The sequence below is a fragment of the Microbacterium sp. nov. GSS16 genome (assembly GCF_028198145.1).
Classification (GTDB): domain Bacteria; phylum Actinomycetota; class Actinomycetes; order Actinomycetales; family Microbacteriaceae; genus Microbacterium.
The window spans coordinates 2,660,082-2,683,385 of the sequence record NZ_CP116338.1; the positions used below are offsets into that span (position 1 = coordinate 2,660,082).

Sequence of the window (23,304 nt, forward strand, 5' to 3'; positions counted from 1 at the left end):
CTCGAGCGGATGCGAGAGGCCGCCATCGGATGGCGGTCAGTACCAGATGCCGAGCAGCGGCGAAGGCGTCGTCAGGAACGCCAGGGAGAGGGCTTCGACCGCGGCGTCGGCGCCGTGGATGCGACCGGCTGCGGCGAGCTGCGCGGCAGGCACTCCCCCGGCGTAGATCGTCGACAGCTCGACCACGCCGAGCGTGACGTCCGGCGAATCCGACGTCGCGCCCAGCCGGCACCGGCCGCTGTCGTCGATGGTGATCCGCCAGTCGCCTGCCGCGAATCCGAGCGGGTCCTCGACGCGGATCACGAGATCGAGCGGCGCACGGTACGTGCGCGCGGCGAGCGCCGCCTCGACGTCGAGCACCCGCAGCCAGCCGTGGTCGTGCACCTCGGCCGTCACCGCGCGCTGATCGGCGACCAGCCAGGGCAGCGGATCGTCGATCGGACGCAGGTCGACGCGCGCCTTGTTCACCAGGTCGTGCTGCACGACGAACCGCCAGATCGCGCGCAGCGCGTCGTCGGAGGTCGTGATGATCGAGCGGATGCGCATCTCGGAGCGGAAGCCGCCCGGGACCTCGGCGAGCGTGTACGCCATGGCGCCCTGCAGCGCGCCGTCCGCGTCGGTGAACCGCACCCCGCGGACGGCCGCCGCCTCCTTGTCGCCCTCGGCGAGGCCCGCCATGCGCTGCCAGCGACCGCGCCACCCGGGGATCTGGCCGGAACGCACGCCTCGGGATGCCTCGTGCAGGCGCTCGAGGTCGTCGGCGAGAGTCTGCTTGTCTGCGTAGATCAGTCGCCGGCCGACGTCTCGACCCCGCCCCAGCCCGCGCGGGCCGTGTCGACGGTGAATCGCATGACGGGCACGGCGGGGCCGAAACCGTAGCGGCCGTAGATCGTCGCCTCGGATGCCGTGAGCCCGGCGACCGGGACGCCGGCGTTCGCCGCGGCTCGCAGCTCGCCCTCGAGAAGGCTGCGCGCGATGCCGCGTCGACGGTGGGTGCCGGCGACGGTGACCGAGCTGATCGCCCACATGTCGATCTCGCCACCGGGGACGCTCAACGGCGTCACCCAGCTGTTCACCGTGGCGATCGGCCAGGTGCCGGCCGACGGGTCGTAGACGCCGATGTTGCGCCGCATGCGCATGGTCTCGCGGGTCTGCGCCAGTTCGGCGTCAGTGGGGTCCTCATCGAGGAAGCCGCGCGAGTCAGCGCGGAGGAAGCCCTCCGCGTCGGCATCCACCGCCATGTCGGCGATGCGGTAGTCCAGGCCCTTCTCGCGCAGGCGTCGCTGCGACTCGAGGTCGACGGAGATGATGGTCTCTTCCGATGCGGTCATCCGTCCAGCCTAGGGGGACGTGCTCCCGCCACCGCCGTCAGTGAGTCGCCTGTGCCGCTCGCAGGCGCGCGAGCACCTGGTCGCGCAGCTCTTCGGGTGCGGTCTCCTTGCAGGCGCGCGCCACGACCTCGGTGAGGGTCTTGGCGACGAGCGCCTCGTCCTTGCATGCCTCGCAGTTCTCGAGATGCTCGCGGATCTCGAGGTGCCCGGTGCGGCACACCTCGTTGCGGAGGTACTCCTCCAGATCCCGGCGCGCCTTCTCGCAGCCGCAGTCACTCATTTCCTGCTCCTCGGTTCTGCCGCGCGGATTCCCCGTTCAGCGGCGTAGTCGGCCAGCAGCTCGCGAAGCATGCGCCTGCCACGGTGCAGACGGCTCATCACGGTGCCGATGGGGGTCTTCATGATGTCGGCGATCTCCTGGTAGGAGAACCCCTCGACGTCGGCGAGGTAGACCGCGAGGCGGAAGTCCTCCGGCACCTCCTGCAGCGCGTCCTTCACCACCGACGCCGGCATGCGGTCGATCGCCTCCGCTTCGGCGGAGCGGCCGTGCGACGCGGTCGTCGACTCGGCGCCGCCGAGCTGCCAGTCCTCGAGTTCGTCGATCGTGCCCTGGAACGGCTCTCGCTGACGCTTGCGGTAGATGTTGATGTACGTGTTCGTGAGGATGCGATACAGCCACGCCTTGAGGTTCGTGCCCTGCGTGAAGCTCGACCACGCGCCGTAGGCCTTCACAAAGGTCTCCTGCACGAGGTCGGCGGCGTCGGCCGGATTGCGCGTCATGCGCATGGCCGCGCCATAGAGCTGATCCATGAAGGGGATCGCCTGCTCCTCGAAGTCGCGTCGAGGATCGCTGGAAGCTGTCTCGTCCATCACGGGCCAGTCTAGGCGGGAGCGCACCGCGTCCGAGGGGGCGTCGACGCGGTCGAGGAGCACGTTCGCCGTCATCCGTCTTCTCCTCTCCCTCTGTCGCAGGCCTTCACTAGGCTAAGAACCGATGAGCACTGAACGGTATTCCCCCGCATCCTCGCGAGGCCGGTACGTCGCGCCGGCCGCCGAGCACGCCGTGCGCGCGTCCGTCACGATCCCCGGCTCGAAGTCGCTCACGAACCGCGAGCTGGTGATCGCCGCGATCGCCGACGGTCCCGGCCGGCTGATCCGCCCGCTGCACTCGGACGACTCGCGTCGCATGATCGAGGCGCTGCGCCAGCTGGGCGTCGGCATCGAGGAGGAGCCGTCGGACGGCGAGTTCGGCCCGGATCTCGTCATCACGCCCGCGCGCCTCCGCGGAGGGGTGAGCATCGACTGCGGTCAGGCCGGCACCGTGATGCGCTTCATCGCGCCACTCGCGGGCCTCGCCGACGACGAGGTGCACCTGACCGCGCACGAGAGCGCGCTGCACCGCCCGATGGGCGCGCTGATCACCGGGCTGCGGGATCTCGGTGTCGACGTCGACGATGAGGGCACCTGGTCACTGCCGTTCACCGTGCGCGGGCACGGACGCATCCGCGGCGGACGGGTCGAGATCGACGCCTCGGGATCCAGCCAGTTCGTCTCCGGGCTGCTCCTCGCCGCACCGAAGTTCGACGTCGGCCTGCATCTCGTGCACACCGGCGAGCGCCTGCCGAGCCTGCCGCACATCGACATGACGATCGAATCCCTCAGCCGACGGGGCATCCGCATCGAGCGCCCCGCCGCGGGCGAGTGGCTCGTCGAGGCGGGCGTGCCGCGGGCCAAGGACGTGGCGATCGAACCCGACCTCTCCAACGCCGCGCCGTTCCTGGCGGCCGCGCTGGTGACCGGTGGGGAGGTCACGGTTCCGGGGTGGCCGCTGCACTCCACGCAGCCGGGCGCCCTGCTGCCCGACATCCTGCACGCGCTCGGCGCCCACACGAGCCGGCACGGCGGTGCTCTCACGGTGCGCGCGGGCGACGGCATCCGCGGCCTCGACATCGACCTGTCGGCGGCCAGCGAGCTGACGCCGACCATCGCGGGTCTGGCAGCGTTCGCCGACGGTCCCACCACCATCCGCGGGGTCGGGCACATCCGCACGCACGAGACCGACCGCATCGCGGCGCTCGTGAACAACCTGCGCGCCCTCGGCGGCGAGGCCGAGGAGCTCTCGGACGGTCTTCGGATCATCCCGCGCCCGCTGCGCGGCGGCGTGTGGCCTGCGCATCACGATCACCGGATGGCGACCACCGGCGCGCTCATCGGCCTGCGAGTCCCCGGCGTCGAGATCGACGACATCGGCACGACGGCCAAGACCCTGCCGGAGTTCACCCGGCTTTGGGAGCGCATGCTGACGGGCGCCATCGCGTGAGCTGGCTCGGCGACGACGACGACCTCGACGATGTCGAGGAGTTCGACGAGAGCCGCATCCGCACCCGCCCCAACCCGAAGGCGAACCGCCCGCGCACGAAGCGCCGCCCGGCGCACGACGACGCGGAGATCGGGCGCATCCTGGGGGTCGACCGCGGCCGGTACAGCGTGCTGCTCGGCGAGGACACCGCCGACGAGCGCATGATCACCGCCGCCCGAGCCCGCGAACTGCGTCGCACGCCGATCGTGACCGGCGACCAAGCCCGTGTCGTCGGCGACCTGTCGGGCGACGACGGCACCCTGGGCCGCATCGTCGGCATCGTCGAGCGCACCTCGCTGCTGCGCCGCAGCGCCGACGACACCGACCAGGTCGAGCGCGTCATCGTCGCGAACGCCGACCAGATGCTCGTCGTCGTGGCAGCGGCGGATCCCGAGCCGCGCGCCCGGCTCGTCGACCGCTACCTCGTGGCAGCGCTGGATGCCGGCATCCGCCCTCTGCTCGTCGTGACGAAGACAGATCTCGCCGATCCCGCCGACTTCCTCGCGCACTTCGATGGTCTCGACCTGACGGTGTTCACGAGCGCGCGCGGGCACATGCCGGTCGACGAGATCGGTGCGGCCCTGGTGGGCCATTCCACCGTGTTCGTCGGGCACTCCGGCGTGGGCAAGTCCACCCTGGTGAACGCGCTGGTACCCGAGGCGCACCGCGCGACCGGACATGTCAACGAGGTCACCGGCCGCGGCCGGCACACCTCGTCGTCGACCGTGTCGCTGCGCTACGTCGGCGCGACGGGCAGCGGCTGGGTGATCGACACCCCTGGTGTCCGCTCGTTCGGGCTCGGGCACGTCGATCCCGCCAACATCCTCACCGCCTACACCGAGCTGGCGGAGATCGCCGAGAACTGCCCGCGCGGCTGCACGCACCTGGCCGACGCCGAGGACTGCGCGCTGAACGAAGCGGCGGCAGACGGTGAGCTGAGCGAGACCGGACAGGCCAGGCTGGAGTCGCTGCAGCGGCTGCTGGCCACCTTCGCCGGATAGGCTGGACCGGTGACGACACGCCTGGAACCCGGTACGCCCGCCCCCGACTTCTCGCTGCTCGACCAGGACGGCAACACCGTCTCGCTAGCCGATCTGCGCGGCCGCAGAGTCATCCTGTACTTCTACCCCGCGGCCATGACGCCCGGCTGCACGACCCAGGCGTGCGACTTCCGCGACAGCATCTCGTCGCTGCAGGGGGCCGGGTACACTGTGGTCGGCGTCTCCCGCGACGAGCCTGAGAAGCTGAGCACCTTCCGCGAGCGCGACGGGCTCACCTTCACGCTGCTCAGCGATCCCGACCACGCGGTGCACACCGCGTACGGCGTGTGGGGCGAGAAGATGAACTACGGCAAGGTCGTCGAGGGCGTCATCCGCTCGACGTTCGTCATCGACGAGCAGGGCACGATCAGCGCGGCGCAGTACAACGTGAAGGCGACCGGTCACGTCGCCCGGCTGCGCAAGATGCTCGGCATCGACGCCTGAGCTCCGAGCGGGGCGCCCCTCTCAGCCGCGGGCGCCCCTCTCAGCCCCTCCCGCCCTGCTCAGCCCCGGTCGCCCGGCTCAGCCTGCCTCAGCCGCGGGCGCCCCTCTCAGCCCCGGTCGCCCGGCTCAGCCCCGGTCGCCCGGCTCAGCCCCGCTGGCCCGGCTCGTCGCCGCGCCGCAGCCGCGGATCGGATGCGCCGTCGCGGCGCGTGGCGCTGATCAGCAGCACCAGGCCGATCAGCGCGGGCCCGCCGACTCCGAGGGTGAACAGCCACACCCTGGGCTCGAGGCTGAGCGAAGCCAGCCCGAGGGCGACCCCGAGCACCTGGAACACCACTCCTCCCGATCGCGCCCAGGACGCACGACGCAGCGTGCCCCACGAGAACGCGCCGAGCGCGACGGCGGCGATGAGGGTGAGCACGATGAGCGCGATGCCGCCGATGGTCGACGACGTCCCACCGCCGCCCAGCGCCAGCAGCTCGATGATGCTGACGATGCCCAGCGCGATGCCCTCCAGGGCGAGAACGATGGCGGCGGCTATGGTCGGGCCGGAAGGGCGCACGGGTGCTCCTCTCAAGAGCTGCATAAAACCCTTGATTTCAAACTGCGTCTGTAACACAATGGAACAAGCCATGTGCTCCCACATCGGAGTGGGGCGGGCGATCGCCCGCATCACCAGGGTAGCCGACCCCGATCCGCTCACCCGATCTGAGCGCCGCGCGAACGGCGCCCGCACCGAAACACTATCTCTGAGGAGCCCCCCGTATGGATTGGCGCGATAAAGCAGCCTGCCTGACCGTCGACCCCGAGCTGTTCTTCCCCGTCGGGAACACCGGACCGGCCGTCGACCAGATCGAGAAGGCGAAGGCCGTGTGCGCCACCTGCACCGTCACCGAGATCTGCCTGCAGTACGCCCTCGAGTCCGGCCAGGACTCGGGCGTCTGGGGCGGCCTGTCCGAAGACGAGCGTCGCGCTCTCAAGCGCCGCGCCGCCCGCGCACGCCGCGCCGGCTGACCCCGGCCGCCAGCCTCCCGATCCGATCCCAAGCACCCACGATCGCAGAAGCGCCGGTCATCCTGAGCGATGACCGGCGCTTCTGCGCGGTGCGGGACGGCGTCGTCCGGGTCAGACCGAGATCCAGCGCATCGGGATCTCGATGACCACCTCGGTGCCCTCGCCTTCGGCGCCCTTCCACTCGATGCTGCCGCTGAGCTCGCCCTGGATGAGCGTGCGCACGATCTGCGTGCCCAGGCCCTGGCCCACCCGCCCCTCGGGCAGGCCGTGCCCGCTGTCCGCCACCGTCACGCGCAGCAGCTCCGAAGTGCGGGTCGCCTCGATGTGCACAGTGCCCTCCTGACCCGCGAGACCGTGCTCGACGGCGTTCGTCACCACCTCGGTGAGAGCCAGGGCGAGCGGGGTCGCGTACTCGCTCGGCAGCACGCCGAAGCGACCCTCGAGCTGCGTGCGCGCGCGGGTGTTGGGCGCGGCGGCCACCTCGGCGACGAGCTTGAGCACCCGGTCGAACACCTCGTCGAAGTCGACCGTCTGCGCGAGACCGCTGGCCAGGGTGTCATGCACGACCGCGATCGACTCGACGCGCCGCATCGCCTGAGTGAGCGCCTCGCGCGCCTCATCGGAGTGCGTGCGACGGGCCTGGATGCGCAGCAGCGACGCGACGGTCTGCAGGTTGTTCTTCACACGGTGGTGGATCTCGCGGATCGTGGCGTCCTTGGTGATCAGCTCCTGCTCCTGGTGGCGAAGCTCCGAAACATCGCGGCACAGCACGATCGCACCGATCCGGGTGCCGTGATCCTTCAGCGGGATCGCTCGCAGCGACACCGTCACACCGCGCGCCTCCATGTCGGTGCGCCAGGGTGCGCGACCGGTGACGACGACGGGCAGCGACTCGTCGACCTGGCGCGACGGCGGCACGAGGCGCGTGGTGACCTCGGCGAGCGACTCCCCCTCGAGCTCGTCATCGAAACCCATCCGGTTGAACGCGGACAGCGCGTTGGGGCTCGCGAAGGTCGTGATGCCGTCCACATCGAGACGGATCAGTCCGTCCGACGCACGCGGCGCTCCGCGGCGCGGTGCCGTGGGTGCGGCCAGGTCGGGGAACTCGCCCGAGGCGATCATGTGGAACAGGTCGTTCGCGCACTCGTCGAAGCTGATCTGCTGGCGCGACGGCATCCGCACCTCACCGAGGTTGGTGTGCCGCGTGAGGACGCCGATGATCTCCCCCTCATCCTTCCCCTCCCGGCGGCGCACCGGCACGGCCCGCACCCGGGTCGGAGTCTCCTCGAACCAGTCCGGCGATGACGAGTCGACGATCGCACCGGACTCGAATGCGGACTGCACCTGTGTGCGCCACTGCGGACGCACCTTCTCACCGACGAGGTCGCGGTAGAACAGGGTGGCTGCGCCGCTCGGGCGGGAGTGGGTGACGGCGACGAACGAGCCGTCGGCGGTCTTTATCCAGATCACCATGTCGGCCGAGGCGAGATCGGCCAGCAGCTGGCCGTCGCCTGCCAGACGATGGAGCCACTCGACATCCGCATCGGTGAGAAGACCCTGGGCGTGGACGAGGTCGCTGAGTGTTGACACGCTTTCAGCCTACTGGCGCCTCGCCCGCCGTTCAGAGAAGCGATCAGAGGATGGCGAGTGAGCTCGCCCGCCATCTGGCGTCGAAGCCCTCCAGCCGGATCGCGACGGCGCGCGTGCGCCCGGGCCCCGCCACCACCACGACCGCTTCGATCACATTGTCGACGGGCGCGCTCTCGCGGATCGACAGGATCTGGAAGCTCGGGCGGGTCGGCGCCTGGTTGCGCGCGCTGCGAGCGCGTGCCGACAGGTTCGCTCTGGTGACGAGAGCGCGGAACGCGTCTTCGCTGAACCATCGCGCGAGCTGGTCGACCTCGCGCACACCGGCGAGCACCTCCAGCGCCCCCTGCGTCAGACTGCGCAGCAGCGGCACCGGATCGGGCAGCTCTGCCGCCGAGGTCGGCTGCGGAGCGAAGTACTCGTTCAACGTCGTCGTCATTCCGCGATACCCCCCGGCTCGTGGTGCTGCTCATCTTCGTAGCGAACCCCACGAAAGTAGCACAGGGCCTCGGCCGTGACGAGGGCGTCCGCACCCGGCTGTGGATAACCCGCATGATGCCGATCGGTTCTCCTCTACTGTCGACAGCGTGGAATGGGATCATCTCTTCGACGACCTCGAGGGCCAGCTCGCGGCCGAGTGGGAGGCGGAGCGGGCGGCGCTGGATGCCGAGTCCGAGCGACTGCGCATCTCGAAGCTGACGTTGCACGACCGCCTGCGTGCGATGAGCGCGACCGAGGGCAGGATGGTGCTGGAGCTGGTCGGCGGCGAGCGATGGGATGCCGTGCTGCGCGTGGTCGGCGCCGACTGGGTGGGAGTGAACGCGGGCGGTGACTCCCGGATGAGGATCGCGCCGCTGGGGGCTGTCGACTCGGTCGCGGTCGACCACGGCACCCTGCTCGGCAGTGTCTCGGCCGACCCGCCCGACGGCGGCCTGCGCGGGCGGATGACGCTCGGGTTCGTCCTGCGCGACCTCGCACGGCGGCGGGTGCCCGTGACGGTGGGCAGGCGTTCGGGCGACCCGCAGCACGGCACGATCGATCGCGCGGGTGCGGACCATCTCGATCTCGCTCTGCACGATCCGCACGAACCTCGACGCGTGCGCGCGGTGCGCGGGTTCCGAAGCATCCCGTTCACCGCCCTCAGCTGGGTGCGCGTCGAAGACGCCTCCGGCGTCGTCTGAGCGGTCGGCCTGCTGGAGCCGGGAACGCTGTCAGTCCCTCCGGAGCGGCGCGGTCCCCCACACCTCGGGGAAGCTGGCCTCGTTCGACTGCCGCCAGAGCGCCATCCGGCGCGCCTCCTCGGACTGCGCGTCGAGGTACTCGGCGAGGCTGGCGTGCTCGACCCGCCATCTCGGCGGCGATCCGACCCGGGATCCGCGCAGGCGCCCCTCGTGCACGAGGTCGATGACTTCGTCGACCTCGATGCTGAGAAGCTCCGCCACCTGCGCGGGCGCGAGGAAGCGCGGAGCCTCTCTGGATGCGTCGGACATGCCTTCATTCTCCCCCGCCGGTGGATGAAAGCCGTCGCGGACAGGCCGCTGTGGATAACTTCGGCGGCGATCATCCGACTTCTGTGACGATGTCTGGATGATCCGCTCCCGTGCCCATCGCCCGTTCTTCGGCGACCTGCGCTTCGTGATCGGCGTGGCGCTCGTGATCGCCTCGGTCGCCGGCGTCTGGATCCTGGTCTCGACCTCACGTCAGACCGCTCCGGTGCTCCAGGCGACGCGGACGGTGCTTCCCGGCGAGTCGATCAGCTCTGCCGACCTGCAGGTCGTGGAGGTGGGGCTCGGGTCGCTAGGGGACTCCTATCTCGCCCCGCACAGTCTCGAGTCAGGCGCGGTCGCGGTGCGCACGCTCGCCGCCGGGGAGCTGGTGCCGCTCGCCGCCGTCGGAGGCGCCGACGACCTGAGAACCACGTCGGTCGTGATCGGCAGCACAGCCGTGCCGGCCGATGTCACGAGCGGCGCGTTCGTCGAGCTGTGGCATGCGCCTCCGATCGAGGACGGCCGCGCGTTCGAAGAGCCCCGCATCCTCGTCGCCGACGCGGTCGTCGCGCGCGTCGCGGAGGAGGAGGGGATGCTGGCGGGAGCGCGCACCGACGTCGAGGTCATCGTCGACCGGGCCGATGTCGCCGACGTGCTCGCTGCGATCACGGGCGGGGACGCCATCTCGATCGTCCCTGTGGGGGCGGGCTCGTGATGAATCTGATCCTCGTCGACGACGGGCCCGATGCGGCGCTGCTCGCGACCGATCTCGAGCTCGAGGGGGCGCGGGTCGCGCTCGTGCCGCCAGACGCCGTGCCCGCTCTGCAGCTGAGCGGGATCGACGCGCTGCTCGTGCCGCCGATCCGCTCGCTGCTGACGGCCGAGCTGATCAGCGCCTGCGATCGCGCGGCGGTGCGCGTGGTGCCCGTCGGCACGACCGATTCGCGGATCGCGTCGCGCTTCGGGCTGCCCGCTCCCCTGCCGTTCGACACGCCCGCCGCGCACGTCCTCGCCACCATCGCCGGCGGCAGCGGCGCCGGCGAAGCTTCCGATCCCGCCCGGCCTCCCCGCGTGCTGGCGGTGTGGGGGCCGCACGGCGCACCCGGGCGCACCACGCTGGCCATCCAGCTCGCGGTGGAGTTGACCAGGGCGGGACGCCGCACCGCGCTGGTCGATGCCGACACCGTGGCACCGTCGGTCGCGCTGCAGCTGGGGCTGGGCGATGAGTCGCCGGGGCTCGCCGCCGCGTGCCGGCGAGCGCAGCTGGGCAGCCTCGACGTCGCCGAGCTGGCGCGGCTCGCGGTGACGCTGGAGACATCGGCGGGAGCGCTCGGCGTGCTCAGCGGGCTCAATCGTCCCAGCCGGTGGCCGGAGCTCGCAGCGGCGCGCGTGCGCGCGACGCTCGCGGTCGCCCGGGACTGGCAGGACGAGATCGTCGTCGACGTCGCAGCGGCCTTCGACGAAGACGACGATCTGCTCGGGCCCGATGCGCCGCTGCGCCACGCGGCCACCGCCGCCGTGCTGCTCGAGGCGGATGAGGTTGTCGCGGTGCTCGGTGCGGATCCGCTCGGCGTCAGCCGCTTCCTTCGGGGGTACGCCGAGCTGCGTCATCTGGTGGGAGACACGCCCGTGACGGTGGTGGCCAACCGGGCGCGTCCCGGTCCCCTCGGCATCGATGCGAGGGGGCAGATCCGTCGCACGCTGAGCCGGTTCGCGGGGATCGACGACGTCGCCTTCGTCCCGCAGGATCAACGTGCGGCCGATGCCGCGGCACTGCACGCCAAGGCGATCGCCGACGTCTCGCCGCGCTCTCAGCTCGTCAGCTCGGTGCGGCGCATCGCCGCCGGCCTCGGCGCTCGCGCCGAGGTCACTGCCGGTAGCTGGAGAGGAAGTTCCCGAGGCGCTCGATCGCCTCGCTGAGCACGCGGGCCTCGGGCAGGGTCACGACGCGCAGGTGGTCCGGGGTCGCCCAGTTGAATCCGGTGCCCTGCACGAGCAGGATCTTCTCCGACACGAGCAGGTCGTAGACGAGCTTCTCGTCGTCGCGGATCTCGTGTACCTCGGGGTCGAGCCGCGGGAAGGCGTACAGCGCTCCTGCGGGCTTCACGCAGCTGACGCCGGGGATCGACTCGAGACCGCGCCACGCGATGTCTCGCTGCTCGTGCAGTCGGCCGGTCGGCGCGATCAGCGAGTCGATCGACTGCACCCCGCCGAGAGCCGCCTGCACGGCGAACTGCGCGGGCACGTTGGGGCACAGACGGGTGGATGCCAATAGGGTGATGCCCTCGAGGAACCCCTGCGCGTGCGACTTCGGCCCCGTGATGACGAGCCATCCGGAGCGGTATCCGGCGACCCGGTAGGTCTTGGAGAGCCCGTTGAAGGTGAGGCAGAGCAGATCGGGGGCGAGCGTCGCAGTGGGGATGTGCGTCGCCTCGTCGAACAGGATGCGGTCATAGATCTCGTCGGAGAGCAGCAGCAGCTCGTTCTCTCTGGCGATCTGCACGAGACCCTCGAGCACCTCTCTCGAGTACACGGCGCCGGTCGGGTTGTTGGGGTTGATGATGACGATCGCCTTGGTGCGCGGCGTCACCTTCGAGCGGATGTCGTCGAGGTCGGGCTGCCAGCCGTTCTCCTCATCGCAGACGTAATGCACCGGCGTGCCGCCGGCGAGCGAGGTCATCGCCGTCCACAGCGGATAGTCCGGGGCGGGGATGAGCACCTCGTCGCCCTCGTCGAGCAGCGCCTGCATGACCATGGTGATCAGCTCGGAGACGCCGTTGCCGAGGAAGACGTCGTCGGGGTCGAAGCGCGGGAAGCCCTCGATCTCCTCGTACCGGCTGACGACGGCACGACGAGCGGTGATCACGCCCTTGCTCTCGCTGTAGCCGTGCGCGGTGGGCAGGGCCGCGAGCATGTCGCGCACGATCTGGTGTGGCGCCTCGAAACCGAAGGTCGCGGGGTTGCCGGTGTTCAGCTTGAGGATCTGGTGCCCCTCGGACTCCAGGCGCGCCGCCTCGACCAGTGCCTTGCCGCGGATCTCGTAGAGAACGTTCCTCAGCTTCGACGACTGATCAAGTGTGCGGCGGGTCATTCCGCAAGGATACCGGCAGCGGCAGAGTGAGCTGACGCGGGCGACGTCCGCCGCCCGCGTCCGCGCGCACTACTTCTTCTTCTTGCTCTGCGCCCGTCGCTGCTCACGGTTGCCGGCGGGCTGCTCATCGGCATCCACCGACTGACCGAACGCGCCGCGCGCTGACGCCCGCGCGGTGGCCGCCTTCTGCACCTGGCCGCTCTCGTTGCGCACCTCGACGTCGCCGGCGTCGTTCGGCGCCGAATACTCCAGCTTCTGGACGGGCTGCTCGTCGACCAGGCCCTTGGCCTCGACCTCGGTCTGGTCCTCGCCCGCACGACGCACCTCGACCTCGAGGTTGAAGAGGTAGCCGACCGACTCCTCCTTGATCTGGCCCATCATCGCCTGGAACATCGCGTACCCCTCGCGCTGGTACTCGATCAACGGGTCGCGCTGCGCCATGGCCCGCAGGCCGATGCCGTCCTTCAGGTAGTCCATCTCGTACAGGTGATCGCGCCAGCGACGATCCAGCACCTGCAGCACGACGCGACGCTCGAGCTCGCGGGTCGCGGCCTCGCCGAGCGTCTGCTCGCGCTTCTCGTACGCGATGCGCGCATCCGAGAGCAGCTCGCGCTTGAGGCCCTCGGCGGTGATGGCGCCCTTGCGGTCGCCCGCCTCGGCGACGACCTCGTCGATCGTCACGTCCATCGGGTACAGCGTCTTGAGCTCTGCCCACAGCGCGTCGAAGTCCCAGCTCTCGGTGTGACCCGTGCTGGTGTGGTCGTCGACGATCCCGCCGATGGCATCCTCGATGAAGTGCTGCACGCGGTCGGCGATGTCATCGCCGTGCAGGATCTGCCGACGGTCGGCGTAGATCGCCTCGCGCTGGCGGTTCAGCACGTCGTCGTACTTCAGCACGTTCTTGCGCATCTCGGCGTTGCGCGCCTCGACCTGCGACTGGGCGCTGCGGATGGCGCGGCTGACCAGGCCCGACTCGATCGGCACGTCGTCGGGGAAGTTCGTGCGGGCCAGGATGGCCTCGGCCGCGCCCGACTGGAACAGGCGCATCAGGTCGTCGGTGAGGCTGAGGTAAAAGCGGCTCTCACCGGGGTCGCCCTGACGGCCCGAGCGTCCGCGCAGCTGGTTGTCGATGCGACGCGACTCGTGACGCTCGGTGCCGAGCACGTACAGGCCGCCGGCCTCGGCGACCTTGACGCCGTCCTCAGCGACCTTCTTCTTCATCGCCTCGTAGGTGTCGTCCCACGCGGCCTCGTACTCCTCAGGAGTCTCCTCCGGATCGAGGCCCTTGGCCTTGAGCTCCTGCACCGCGAGGAACTCGGCGTTGCCGCCGAGCATGATGTCGGTTCCTCGGCCGGCCATATTGGTGGCGACCGTGACCGCACCGAGCTTTCCGGCGAGCGCGACGATCTCCGCCTCGCGCGCGTGGTTCTTGGCGTTGAGCACCTCGTGCTTGACGCCCTTCTTCGCGAGCAGGCGCGAGAGGTATTCGCTCTTCTCGACGCTCACGGTGCCGACGAGCACGGGCTGACCCGCCTTGTGCCGCTCGGCGATGTCCTCGACGACCTGGGCGAACTTCGCCTGCTCGTTCTTGTAGACGAGGTCCGGCTGGTCCTTGCGGATCATCGGGCGGTTGGTGGGAATGGGCACGACGCCGAGCTTGTAGGTCGACATGAACTCGGCCGCCTCGGTCTCGGCGGTTCCGGTCATGCCGGCGAGCTTGTCGTAGAGGCGGAAGTAGTTCTGCAGGGTGACGGTGGCCAGCGTCTGGTTCTCGGCCTTGACGGGGACGGACTCCTTGGCCTCGATCGCCTGGTGGATGCCCTCGTTGTAGCGGCGCCCCACGAGGATGCGGCCGGTGTGCTCGTCGACGATCATGACCTCGTCGTTCATCACGACGTAGTCGGTGTCGCGCTTGAACAGGGCGATGGCCTTGATCGAGTTGTTCAGGAACGAGATCAGCGGGGTGTTGGCCGACTCGTACAGGTTGTCGATGCCGAGGTAGTCCTCGACCTTCTCGATGCCGGGCTCGAGGACTCCGATGGTGCGCTTCTTCTCGTCGACTTCGTAGTCGACGCCGGGCTCGAGGGTGCGGGCGATCTTGGCGAATTCGGTGAACCATCGGTTGGCCTCGCCCGACGACGGTCCGGAGATGATGAGCGGGGTGCGGGCCTCGTCGATGAGGATCGAGTCGACCTCGTCGACGATCGCGAAGAAGTGCTCGCGCTGGACGAGGTCCTCCTTGCGCCATGCCATGTTGTCGCGCAGGTAGTCGAAGCCGAACTCGTTGTTCGTGCCGTAGGTGATGTCGGCCGCGTACTGCTGGCGGCGCACCTCCGGGGTCTGACCGGAGACGATGGTCCCGGTGGACATTCCCAGCGCCCGGTGCACGCGGCCCATCAGCTCGGACTGGTACGAGGCGAGGAAGTCGTTGACCGTGATGACGTGCACGCCCTTGCCTGCGATGGCGTTGAGATAGGAGGGGAAGGCCGCGACGAGCGTCTTGCCCTCACCGGTCTTCATCTCGGCGATGTTGCCGAAGTGCAGGGCCGCACCGCCCATGATCTGCACGTCGTAAGCGCGCATACCGAGGGTGCGGCGCGCGGCCTCGCGCACGGCGGCGAAGGCCTCTGGCATCAGCTGGTCGAGCGTCTCACCCTTGTCGAACCGCGCGCGCAGCTCGGCGGTCTCATTCCGCAGCTCGTCGTCGGTGAGCTTCTCGAAGTCGTCTTCGAGCGCGTTCACGGCCTTCGCGACCTGCTTGAGCCTGCGGAGGATGCGTCCCTCGCCCGCGCGCAGCAGCTTCTCGAGAGGATTCGCCACGGATGTCTCCCTTGGGTATACGTCCCGGAACAACGGTCTGCACCGGACATGCTTTGCCATGTTACCGGCGCGTGACCTGCGCACGCTGTGCACCGGCGGGTCGGCGCACGCTCACGGCGAACGGACACGCCGGGCGGGCTGCGACGAGCATCCGATGTTGCCGGATATGCATATACCGAGAAACGCGATACCGGTGCGTCCGGTCGAGGAGTCACCATGTCCGTCCGCCAGAGCCTGCTCGCCATCCTCGACCAGGGGCCGTGCTACGGCTATCAGCTGCGCGCCGAGTTCGATCGTCGCACGGGCTCCACCTGGCCGCTCAACGTGGGCCAGATCTACAACACGCTCGAGCGCCTTGAGCGCGACGGCCTCGTCGAGAGGGGCGCGGTCGACGAGCGCGGGCACGTGTACTGGGAGATCACCGCTGCCGGGCGCGCGAACGTGCGCGACTGGCTGGGATCACCCGTCGAGCGCGCGCACGGCACCCGCGACGAGCTGGCCGTCAAGCTGGCGGTCGCCGCGACCCTGCCCGGAGTGGACGTCGGCGCCGTCATCCGACGACAGCGGACAGCCTCGCTGCAGCAGCTGCACCAGCTGACCGAGGCACGCGGCGCGGGTGCCGATGCGAGCGACCCGGAAGAGCTCGCCCGCTCACTGGTGGTCGACTCGATGATCTTCGCCGCAGAGGCCGAGACGCGCTGGCTCGATCACCTCGAGCGGCGCCTCGGCGAGCAGCCGCTGCAGGCCATGCAGCTCGCGCTGTCGACCGACCGCCCCAAGCGCGGCCGGCCCGCGAAGACCCCCGCCTGACGTCGACGTCGGCCGACGCGGCCGTGACGTTCGCGCACGGCGCATCGGATGCACAGCACGCGCATCGACCTCGACCGTAGGATCGTCACATGGCCGGATTCTGGGGCAGACGCAGACGTGAAGATGAAGCGCTCGCAGCGCAGGACGCGGATCTGGCGCGCCGCGCCGAGCAGGCACTGGTCGCCGCCGACGAGCGCATCCGCACCACCTCGGACGAGCTCGCGTTCGCACAGGCCGAGCTGGGCGACTCGCTGACCGCCGACCTCGGCAACGCGCTGCGGTCGGTGCGCACCCACCTCGGCGAGGCGTTCCAGCTGCACCAGCTGAACCACGACGAGATCCCCGACACGACCGAAGAGCTGCGCACTCGCAACGCGCGGATCGTGCAGCTGTGCGAGTGGGCCGAGAGCCTGCTCGACGAGAAGACCGGTGAGCTCGCCGAGACGGTCGCGAAGGTGCGCCGGGCCCCAGAGATCATCGCGCAGGTGCGTCGGGATGCACAGTCGCTCGCCGCGCGCATCCCCCAGGCGCGCTCGACGATCGAGCGTCTCTCGTCGCGGTACTCCGAGACCGCGATGCGCCGCATCGCCTCGTCCGGCGATGAGGCCGAGCAGCTGCTCGCGTTCGCCACGCACAGCGCCGACGTGTCGGAGCGTCGCCGGGCCGCCCGCCAGAACGAGGAGGCGAACCTCGCGCTCGAGACGGCGACCGAAGCCGTGCGCCGCGCCGGCGCCCTCCTCGACGCTGTCGAGGACTTCGAGATCCAGGCCCTGCGCGCCGAGTCGACGCTCGCGGACGTGGTCGCCGATTCACGGGGCGACATCGTCGCCGCCCGCAACGCACCGCAGACGCCAGAGGTGGCGAAGGCGACCGGCGAGCTCGAGGAGGCGCTGCTCGCACTCGCGCCGTCCGGCACCCGCAACGATCCGTTCGCCGAGCTCACCCAGCTGCGCGCGGCCAACACGGCCCTCGACGACGCCATCGCGAAGGCGCAGTACCGCGCACAGAACCCGTTGCCCTCTCTCGACCACGTGCAGCACGCCCTCGACGACGCCGATCGCCAGCTGGGCGTGGCGCGCGGTCTGATCGCCGGGCATCGCGGCTGGATCGGCGCCGATGCGCGCACGCGACTCGCCGAAGCCGAGCGGCTGCGCATGGACGTCCCCGCGATGCTCCCCGCCGAAGACACCCGCGAGCAGGCGCTGGCCGCCGCTCGGCGGGTGGCGCTGCTGGCATCCGAAGCCCTGCAGCTCGCTCAGCGCGACATCGACTCGTCCCGACCGCAGAACCAGGGCTGGGGCGGCGACAGCTGGGGTGGCGGGGGCCGCCGCGGCGGCATGGGCGGCGGCGACATCATGGGCGGCGTCCTCGGCGGCCTGGTCATCGGCAGCATCCTCGACGGCATCTTCGACTAGCCCTCTGGCAAGCTCAGACAGACAGAGGCGCCTTCCCCGAGGGGAAGGCGCCTCTCATGCGATCAGGAGGCGATGGCCTCCTCGGGCGGGGCCGCGGTGGTCAGCGAGATGACACCGTAGTCCCAGCCCTTGCGGCGGTATACGACGCTCGGGTGGTCGGTGCGGGCGTCGACGAAGAGGAAGAAGTCGTGCCCGACCAGCTCCATGCGATCGACGGCCTCCTCGACGGTCATCCATTCGGCGTCGAAGCTCTTGGTGCGGATGACGACGGGCGAGTACTCCTCTTCCTCGTCGCTCTGGACGGGGATGGCTCCGGTGGCCACGGCGCGCAGCACGTCGACCGAAGCCGGCTGCACGTCGATTCCGGCGAGCGCTCCGCTCTCCTTCTCGAAGTGGGCACCGCGGGGGTGGTTGCGCCCGTCGATCCTCTTCTCCTTGGCGCGGCGCAGCTGCTCGGCGAGCTTGTCGAGCGCCATGTCGAAGGCCGCGAACTTGTCGGGATCGACCGCTTCAGCCCGGATCACCGGGCCCTTGCTGAGCAGCGTGAGCTCGACCGTCTCATCGGGTATCCGGCCGTTGCGATAGGCACGGTGGGTGACCTTGATCTCGAGTCGCTGCGCCCGCGGGGCGAGCGTCTGGATACGGGCTGTCTTCTCTTCGACAACGGTGCGGAATCGATCGGAGATGCTCACTCCGACGCCGACGATGCTCGTTTCCATCACTGTCTCCTTGTCCCGGTCCGCCCGGCCAAGGGCGGACCGTGGTCGCCTTGTGACCCCCTACGCTAGTCGCCGTACACCGACATGTCACTATCCGCTCCCGATGATTTCACCGTGTCGTGCAGACGCGGTGTCGCGGCGAGCGCGACGGCGCACACGGGGGTGAATCCGGCGGCGCGCAGCGCCCGTGCCGCCTCATCGAGTGTCGCCCCGGTGGTCACCACGTCGTCGACGATGACGACCCTCCCCCGCCCGTGGCGGGCGGCGCGCATGCTGGCCGAGACGTTGCGAGCGCGCGCCTCGCGACCCAGGCCGCGCTGATCGCCGGTGCGCCGTGCGGGCACCAGCAGCCGGTGCGCGCTCGCGCCGGCGCGGCGGACCAAGAGATCCGGCACCCGGTAGCCGCGACGGCGGAAGGCTGCGCGGCTGGTGGGCACCGGCACGATGAGAGCCCCGGCGCCGCTCGTGCCCAGGATGCCGGTCAGCGCCGCGCCGAGCGGACGGGCGAGCATGGTCGCGCCGTCCTCCTTCAGTCGCCTGATCGCGCGCGCGGGGACACCCTCGTATCGCAGCGCGGCGTGCACGGGCATGCCCTCCGGCGTGCGCACCTGCTGCGGATCGGCGCGCAGCAGCATCCGGCATCCATCGCACAGCAGAGTGCCGCTGCGGTCGCATCCGGGGCAGCTCGCCGCGAGCAGCAGGGCGAGCGCGTCGCCGCCGATCCGTCGCCAGGAATCCGCGTCCATGCGTCGACAGTGCCTGATCGCGCGGAACGCGCGCACGGCGCAGCGCGTCTGTCGGGGACAACTCGGCGCTCCGCGCCCCGGTGCAGGACGACTCAGTAACCCGCTCGGGTGCCGAGCACGCGCACGTCTGCGATCGCCTCCTGCCAGAACGAGCCGCGCAGGGCGTACACCGACTGATCGGTGGACAGCACGCGCACCCCGGTGACCGTCTTCGCTCCCGAGAGCGCGACCGCCCCCGCCGGCGCCGACGAGACCGCCGATGGGCCGCCGATCATGTGCGTCGTCAGCGTCGGGTCCGGTGTGGCGCTGAGCACGGCGACCGCATCGGCGCCGACCCACGACAGCCCCTGAACCGCTCCGGAGAGCTGCGCTACGTCGTAGTAGGGCGTGCCGAGGCTGATCGGACGCTGCTCCTCGTCGCGGATGATCGAGGCGACGACGAGGCGGCGCTCGCCCCCCGAGGTGACGATCGCCGCGACCCGCGCGCCGTCGGCCGACACGCGCAGCTGGTTGATGGCATCCGCCGACGGCCAGGCGTCGGCGACGGCCGATGGCTCGGCCTGCGCGGTCGACGCCTGCACCGCGGTCGGGTTCGAGGTCGGGACGGTCCAGATCAGCCCGAACGGATCGAGTGACGGCGTGATCAGGCCGGAGCGACCGTCGACCTGATTCGTGTGGCCCTCGCTCACCGCGAACACGCGCCCGTCGCGCAGCTGCACGGAGGCGAGCTGTGCGTCGGCCGAGACGTCGACTGCGGCGATCGGGTCGTCGATCTTCGCGATCTGCCCCGTGAGACCGCGGACCGGAGCGATCTCGCCGCCCGATGTGGCGGTGCCGAACATCTCGTCGCCGAGCACCAGCACCCCGGGGTCGACGATCGGGTCGTCGACCGTGATGCGACCCGCGTCGAGCGGGACGCCGTCGACGAGCAGCCGCACCTCGGCGACGCCCGCGCCCTGCAGGCTCGCCTCCAGCTGGGTGCGCATCCGCGCCAGGTCGGTCGGCGAGGCAGAGAGCGCGGCGCGGTTCAGGGGCACGGACGCGACCTGCGCCGCGTCAACCGTGACCGCATCGCCGACCATCTCGACGTCGGACGAGAACGGCCGCACGGCCGGAGCGAGCCATTCGCTCGGCTCACCCGAGATCAGCGCCCGCACCACCGTCGTCGCCATGGCCGCCCGGCGGGGGAACCAGCGCACATCCGGCACGAGGTGCGTCCAGGTGGGGTCGAAGTACTTCAGCGAGAACTTCTCGTAGACCTGCGAGAACGTCTCGACGTCGAGGGTGACGCCGTCGGGTGCCTCGGCGATCCGCCACTCGCCGCCCTTCTCGCGCACGAGGCGGTAGGTGGCGTTCGCCGTGCCGGTGTCGGCGCTGTAAGCCCCCGTGCCGTCCACGCTCGCCACCTGCGCGAGCGACACGCTGACCTCCGCCGAGGTGGCGTCCTCGTCATCCGACTCGACCGTCGAGTCGTAGTCGCGATCCTCAACCGACTTGTCGATGGTGACACCGGCGTCGGGCTTCCATGTGCTCTGGAAGTCGTCGGTGAGGAACTTCCTGGCCGTCTTCCACGAATCAGCGGGCGACATCGACGCGTCGAGGAATCCCTCGACGATCCGCGCGGGGCCCGCGCCGGGCTCGGGATCGTCGGCGATGAACGAGAAGGGGGGCTCCTCGATCTCCTCCCCCACCGCGAGTCCCGCGTTGGGAGGGCCGGAGGTGGGCAGTCCGGTGCAGCCGGCCAGCACGACCGCGGCGGCCAGCGCGGCGGCGAGCGCCGACAGAAGACGGATGCCCGTGCGCGAGGTCATGGTCTCCGCCGTCCCTTCTCGCCGAGATCGCCGGGGCGGCCGGGATCGCCGTCGCTCGGCTCCGGGGCGCCCGCTTCGGGCTCGTCCCGCGCACCGCGCAGCGTGATCGGCTCGGTGACATCGATCAGGTCGACGACGCCCTCCGTCGGCTCCAGCGGCACAGGACCGCGCCCGACCTCGATGTCAGGGCCGCGCGGGATGGTCAGCACGAAGTTCGTACCGACGCCCAGCTCCGACCACACGTCCAGGGTTCCGCGGTGCAGTCTGGCGTCGCCGAGTGCGATCGAGAGCCCGAGACCGGTTCCGCCGATCGTGCGCTTGCGCGACGGATCGGCGCGCCAGAACCGGTCGAACACGTGCTCGGCGTCTTCGGGGCGCATGCCGAGCCCGAAGTCGCGCACGCCGATGGCCACGGCGTGCTGATCGCTGTCGACGGTGATGACGATCGGCTCGCCCTCGCCGTGCTCGATCGCATTGCCGATGAGGTTGCGCAGCACCCGGCGCACCCGGCGCGGGTCCATGTCGACGGGTGAGTAGCCACCCGGCGCCACGAGCCGCAGCTCGCTGCCGTGCGCGGCTGCGAGCGGTCGCATCTGATCGACCATCTCCTCCGCGAGCTGAGCGAGGCTGGTCGCCTCGACCTCGAGCTGCACGGATCCCGCGTCGTATCGGCTGATCTCGAGCAGATCGGCCAGCAGGGTCTCGAAGCGCTGCACCTGGGTGTGCAGCAGCTCGGCGGTGCGGGCGGTGACCGGATCGAAATCGTGCCTGGTGTCGTTGATCATCTCCGCGGCGAGGCGGATCGTCGTCAGCGGCGTGCGCAGCTCGTGCGAGACGTCCGAGACGAAGCGCTGCTGCACGAGCGAGAGCTCGGCGAGCTCTCTGATCTGACTCTGAATGCTGTCTGCCATCGCGTTGAACGAGCGTCCGAGACTCGCGAGCTCGTCTTCGCCGTACACGGGAAGGCGCACCTCGAGGTCGCCCGCGGCGAGGCGCTCACTGGTCTCGGCCGCCTCGACGATCGGTGCCGACACCGAGCGCAGGACGAGCCAGAGGATCGCCGTGATGAGCGCCACCAGGGTGAGTCCGGCGAACCAGAGGGTGCGCTGCACGAAGAGCAGGGTCTCGTCGGCGTCTGCCAGGTCGTACGCGATGTACACCTCGTATGTGCCGACGCCGCGGAACTCGAGCAACTGCCCGACGACGATGCCCGCGGCGACGGTGCCATCGGGCTGGGGCAGGGCGATCGACTGCCAGGCCTGGCGCGTCGTCACCTGCGTCACGCGCGTGCGCAGCTCGTCGCTGAGCGCCAGCTGCCCCGACGAGTACTCCAGGCTGCGGAAACCGGTCGGCGTGTAGCCGTCGCCCTGTGCCGCGGAGATGAAGCCGACGATGCGGCTCGACGAGGCCGTGCGGCCCAGCACGCGCTGCGCTTCCCCCCACACCGCCGCGATCGTCGCGCGATCATCTCCGGTCTGCCCCGAGTCGAGCTGCTTCTGCGCAGCCGACACCGCTGCGCGAGCGTTGTGCAGCGCTTCGTCCTTGCGCGATTCGAAGAGATCGCCGCGGATGACCAGGGCGATCACCACGCAGATGATGAAGATCGCGAGCGACGTGAGCAGCAGGGTTATCGCCGTGGCGCGGAAGCGCATCGAGGTGCGCCACAGGCCGGAGACGACGTCGGGCCAACGGCGAGGCCCGCCCCAGAGCGCTGCGGTGACGCGCGTCGGAGGATTCACGGCCACGATCGGATCTAGCCGACGCTGCCGGCGCGGTAGCCCACCCCGCGGACGGTCGTGACGATGCGCGGGTTGTCGGGGTCGAGTTCGACCTTCGCCCGCAGGCGCTGCACGTGCACGTTCACGAGGCGCGTGTCGGCCTTATAGTGATAGCCCCACACCTGCTCGAGAAGCATCTCGCGCGAGAAGACCTGCTGCGGCTTGGATGCCAGGGCGACGAGCAGCTGGAACTCGAGCGGGGTCAGCGCGATGGGAGCCGTTCCGCGGCGCACCTCGTGCGCATCGACGTCGATCGTCAGATCGCCGACGCGAAGCACCTCGGTCTCGGCCTGCGGCGCGGGGCGGAGACGGGTGCGGATGCGCGCGACGAGCTCTTTCGGGTTGAACGGCTTGACGATGTAGTCGTCGGCGCCGACCTCGAGCCCGCGCACCACGTCGGCCGTGTCGCTGCGGGCCGTGAGCATGATGACGGGGACGCCGGACTCGGCTCGGATGCGGGTGCAGATCTCGATGCCGTCCATCCCGGGCAGCATGAGATCGAGAAGCACCAGGTCGGGCCGGCTCGAGCGCCATTCGTCGACAGCCAGCGCGCCGTCGGCGCAGAACAGCGCCTCGAAGCCCTCGGTGCGCAGCACGATGCCGATCATCTCGGCGAGCGCCGTGTCGTCGTCGACCACGAGGATACGAGAGGTCATGTTCCGCTCAGCCTCAGCTTTCTTCCTGTGCGGCACCGGCAGCGCCCCGGGGAGGCGACTCGGATCAGCCTACTTGAGAATGCTCTTCGCGCGCGGAGGCGGAGCACGCGTCCGGTCGGGGGCATGTGCCACGATGGGAGGGCGCAGGGAGGGAGTGCGAATGAGCGGTCAGACCTGGACCCCGGCACCGAGGAAG

General features: G+C 70.2%; 24 protein-coding genes. 9 read left to right on the forward strand and 15 right to left on the reverse strand.

Annotated features, from left to right (window positions below):
- Window positions 1–36 precede the first annotated feature (36 nt).
- The 4 genes from PGB26_RS12690 to PGB26_RS12705 form a co-directional block, all read right to left on the reverse strand.
- On the reverse strand, window positions 37–723 hold the full coding sequence (locus PGB26_RS12690; protein WP_271637992.1) for a sterol carrier protein domain-containing protein: 687 nt from the start codon (window positions 721–723) through the stop codon (window positions 37–39).
- A gap of 62 nt (window positions 724–785) precedes the next feature.
- Window positions 786–1,331: a GNAT family N-acetyltransferase gene (locus tag PGB26_RS12695; protein WP_271637994.1), complete on the reverse strand. Its 546-nt coding sequence runs from the start codon at window positions 1,329–1,331 to the stop codon at window positions 786–788.
- 37 nt (window positions 1,332–1,368) lie between these two features.
- Window positions 1,369–1,611, reverse strand: coding sequence for a zf-HC2 domain-containing protein (locus tag PGB26_RS12700; protein ID WP_271637996.1), 243 nt, complete (start codon window positions 1,609–1,611; stop codon window positions 1,369–1,371).
- Window positions 1,608–2,276 carry a sigma-70 family RNA polymerase sigma factor gene (locus tag PGB26_RS12705; RefSeq protein ID WP_271637998.1) on the reverse strand — a complete coding sequence of 223 codons (669 nt, stop codon included), beginning with the start codon at window positions 2,274–2,276 and terminating at the stop codon, window positions 1,608–1,610. The genes PGB26_RS12700 and PGB26_RS12705 overlap by 4 nt, the downstream gene beginning before the upstream one ends.
- A gap of 49 nt (window positions 2,277–2,325) precedes the next feature.
- Between PGB26_RS12705 and aroA the strand changes: the two genes are divergently transcribed.
- The 3 genes from aroA to bcp are packed head-to-tail and all read left to right on the forward strand — an operon-like array spanning window position 2,326 to window position 5,174.
- Window positions 2,326–3,651: a 3-phosphoshikimate 1-carboxyvinyltransferase gene (aroA, locus tag PGB26_RS12710; protein WP_271637999.1), complete on the forward strand. Its 1,326-nt coding sequence runs from the start codon at window positions 2,326–2,328 to the stop codon at window positions 3,649–3,651.
- Window positions 3,648–4,691 (forward strand): ribosome small subunit-dependent GTPase A, encoded by a 1,044-nt coding sequence (rsgA, locus tag PGB26_RS12715; protein ID WP_271638000.1) that lies wholly within the window; start codon window positions 3,648–3,650, stop codon window positions 4,689–4,691. The genes aroA and rsgA overlap by 4 nt, the downstream gene beginning before the upstream one ends.
- A gap of 9 nt (window positions 4,692–4,700) precedes the next feature.
- The gene (bcp, locus tag PGB26_RS12720; protein WP_271638001.1) at window positions 4,701–5,174 is read left to right on the forward strand and encodes a thioredoxin-dependent thiol peroxidase; all 474 of its coding nucleotides are present in this window, start codon (window positions 4,701–4,703) and stop codon (window positions 5,172–5,174) included.
- A 145-nt stretch (window positions 5,175–5,319) separates the two neighbouring features.
- On the opposite strand, the gene PGB26_RS12725 is transcribed toward bcp, so the two are convergent.
- Window positions 5,320–5,736, reverse strand: coding sequence for a hypothetical protein (locus PGB26_RS12725; RefSeq protein WP_271638002.1), 417 nt, complete (start codon window positions 5,734–5,736; stop codon window positions 5,320–5,322).
- Between the two features lie 203 nt (window positions 5,737–5,939).
- Between PGB26_RS12725 and PGB26_RS12730 the strand changes: the two genes are divergently transcribed.
- On the forward strand, window positions 5,940–6,188 hold the full coding sequence (locus PGB26_RS12730) for a WhiB family transcriptional regulator (RefSeq protein WP_071641453.1): 249 nt from the start codon (window positions 5,940–5,942) through the stop codon (window positions 6,186–6,188).
- A gap of 111 nt (window positions 6,189–6,299) precedes the next feature.
- On the opposite strand, the gene PGB26_RS12735 is transcribed toward PGB26_RS12730, so the two are convergent.
- Together PGB26_RS12735 and PGB26_RS12740 are read right to left on the reverse strand one after the other, a co-directional pair.
- Window positions 6,300–7,778: a sensor histidine kinase gene (locus PGB26_RS12735; protein ID WP_271638003.1), complete on the reverse strand. Its 1,479-nt coding sequence runs from the start codon at window positions 7,776–7,778 to the stop codon at window positions 6,300–6,302.
- A 43-nt stretch (window positions 7,779–7,821) separates the two neighbouring features.
- Window positions 7,822–8,214: an Rv3235 family protein gene (locus tag PGB26_RS12740; RefSeq protein WP_271638004.1), complete on the reverse strand. Its 393-nt coding sequence runs from the start codon at window positions 8,212–8,214 to the stop codon at window positions 7,822–7,824.
- 148 nt (window positions 8,215–8,362) lie between these two features.
- Between PGB26_RS12740 and PGB26_RS12745 the strand changes: the two genes are divergently transcribed.
- The gene (locus PGB26_RS12745) at window positions 8,363–8,956 is read left to right on the forward strand and encodes a hypothetical protein (protein ID WP_271638005.1); all 594 of its coding nucleotides are present in this window, start codon (window positions 8,363–8,365) and stop codon (window positions 8,954–8,956) included.
- A 30-nt stretch (window positions 8,957–8,986) separates the two neighbouring features.
- On the opposite strand, the gene PGB26_RS12750 is transcribed toward PGB26_RS12745, so the two are convergent.
- Complete coding sequence (locus PGB26_RS12750; RefSeq protein WP_271638006.1) at window positions 8,987–9,265, reverse strand: helix-turn-helix domain-containing protein; 279 nt, start codon at window positions 9,263–9,265, stop codon at window positions 8,987–8,989.
- 97 nt (window positions 9,266–9,362) lie between these two features.
- Here PGB26_RS12750 and PGB26_RS12755 point away from each other — a divergent pair, with 97 nt between their 5' ends.
- A complete protein-coding gene (locus PGB26_RS12755; RefSeq protein WP_271638007.1) occupies window positions 9,363–9,977 on the forward strand; it encodes an SAF domain-containing protein in 615 nt (204 codons plus the stop codon).
- Entirely contained in the window at window positions 9,977–11,182 is a 1,206-nt protein-coding gene (locus tag PGB26_RS12760; RefSeq protein WP_271639671.1) for an AAA family ATPase, read from the forward strand. Before PGB26_RS12755 ends, PGB26_RS12760 begins: the two co-directional genes overlap by 1 nt.
- Here PGB26_RS12760 and PGB26_RS12765 read toward each other — a convergent pair.
- Window positions 11,130–12,353, reverse strand: coding sequence for a pyridoxal phosphate-dependent aminotransferase (locus PGB26_RS12765; protein WP_271638008.1), 1,224 nt, complete (start codon window positions 12,351–12,353; stop codon window positions 11,130–11,132). The two genes, PGB26_RS12760 and PGB26_RS12765, sit on opposite strands and share 53 nt — an antisense overlap.
- A 69-nt stretch (window positions 12,354–12,422) precedes the next feature.
- A complete protein-coding gene (gene secA, locus PGB26_RS12770) occupies window positions 12,423–15,173 on the reverse strand; it encodes a preprotein translocase subunit SecA (RefSeq protein ID WP_271638010.1) in 2,751 nt (916 codons plus the stop codon).
- A 216-nt stretch (window positions 15,174–15,389) separates the two neighbouring features.
- Here secA and PGB26_RS12775 point away from each other — a divergent pair, with 216 nt between their 5' ends.
- Window positions 15,390–15,983, forward strand: coding sequence for a PadR family transcriptional regulator (locus PGB26_RS12775; protein WP_271638011.1), 594 nt, complete (start codon window positions 15,390–15,392; stop codon window positions 15,981–15,983).
- A gap of 89 nt (window positions 15,984–16,072) precedes the next feature.
- Complete coding sequence (locus PGB26_RS12780; RefSeq protein WP_271638012.1) at window positions 16,073–17,398, forward strand: hypothetical protein; 1,326 nt, start codon at window positions 16,073–16,075, stop codon at window positions 17,396–17,398.
- A 62-nt stretch (window positions 17,399–17,460) separates the two neighbouring features.
- On the opposite strand, the gene hpf is transcribed toward PGB26_RS12780, so the two are convergent.
- The 5 genes from hpf to mtrA all read right to left on the reverse strand — a co-directional run bounded on the left by hpf (window position 17,461) and on the right by mtrA (window position 23,108).
- Window positions 17,461–18,117, reverse strand: coding sequence for a ribosome hibernation-promoting factor, HPF/YfiA family (gene hpf / locus PGB26_RS12785; protein ID WP_271638013.1), 657 nt, complete (start codon window positions 18,115–18,117; stop codon window positions 17,461–17,463).
- A 65-nt stretch (window positions 18,118–18,182) separates the two neighbouring features.
- Complete coding sequence (locus PGB26_RS12790) at window positions 18,183–18,863, reverse strand: ComF family protein (RefSeq protein ID WP_271638015.1); 681 nt, start codon at window positions 18,861–18,863, stop codon at window positions 18,183–18,185.
- Between the two features lie 92 nt (window positions 18,864–18,955).
- Window positions 18,956–20,674, reverse strand: a complete 1,719-nt coding sequence (locus PGB26_RS12795) for an LpqB family beta-propeller domain-containing protein (RefSeq protein WP_271638016.1) — start codon at window positions 20,672–20,674, stop codon at window positions 18,956–18,958.
- A complete protein-coding gene (gene mtrB, locus PGB26_RS12800) occupies window positions 20,671–22,413 on the reverse strand; it encodes an MtrAB system histidine kinase MtrB (protein WP_271638017.1) in 1,743 nt (580 codons plus the stop codon). Before mtrB ends, PGB26_RS12795 begins: the two co-directional genes overlap by 4 nt.
- Window positions 22,414–22,427: 14 nt before the next feature.
- On the reverse strand, window positions 22,428–23,108 hold the full coding sequence (gene mtrA / locus PGB26_RS12805) for an MtrAB system response regulator MtrA (protein WP_271638018.1): 681 nt from the start codon (window positions 23,106–23,108) through the stop codon (window positions 22,428–22,430).
- Between the last annotated feature and the right edge of the window lie 196 nt (window positions 23,109–23,304).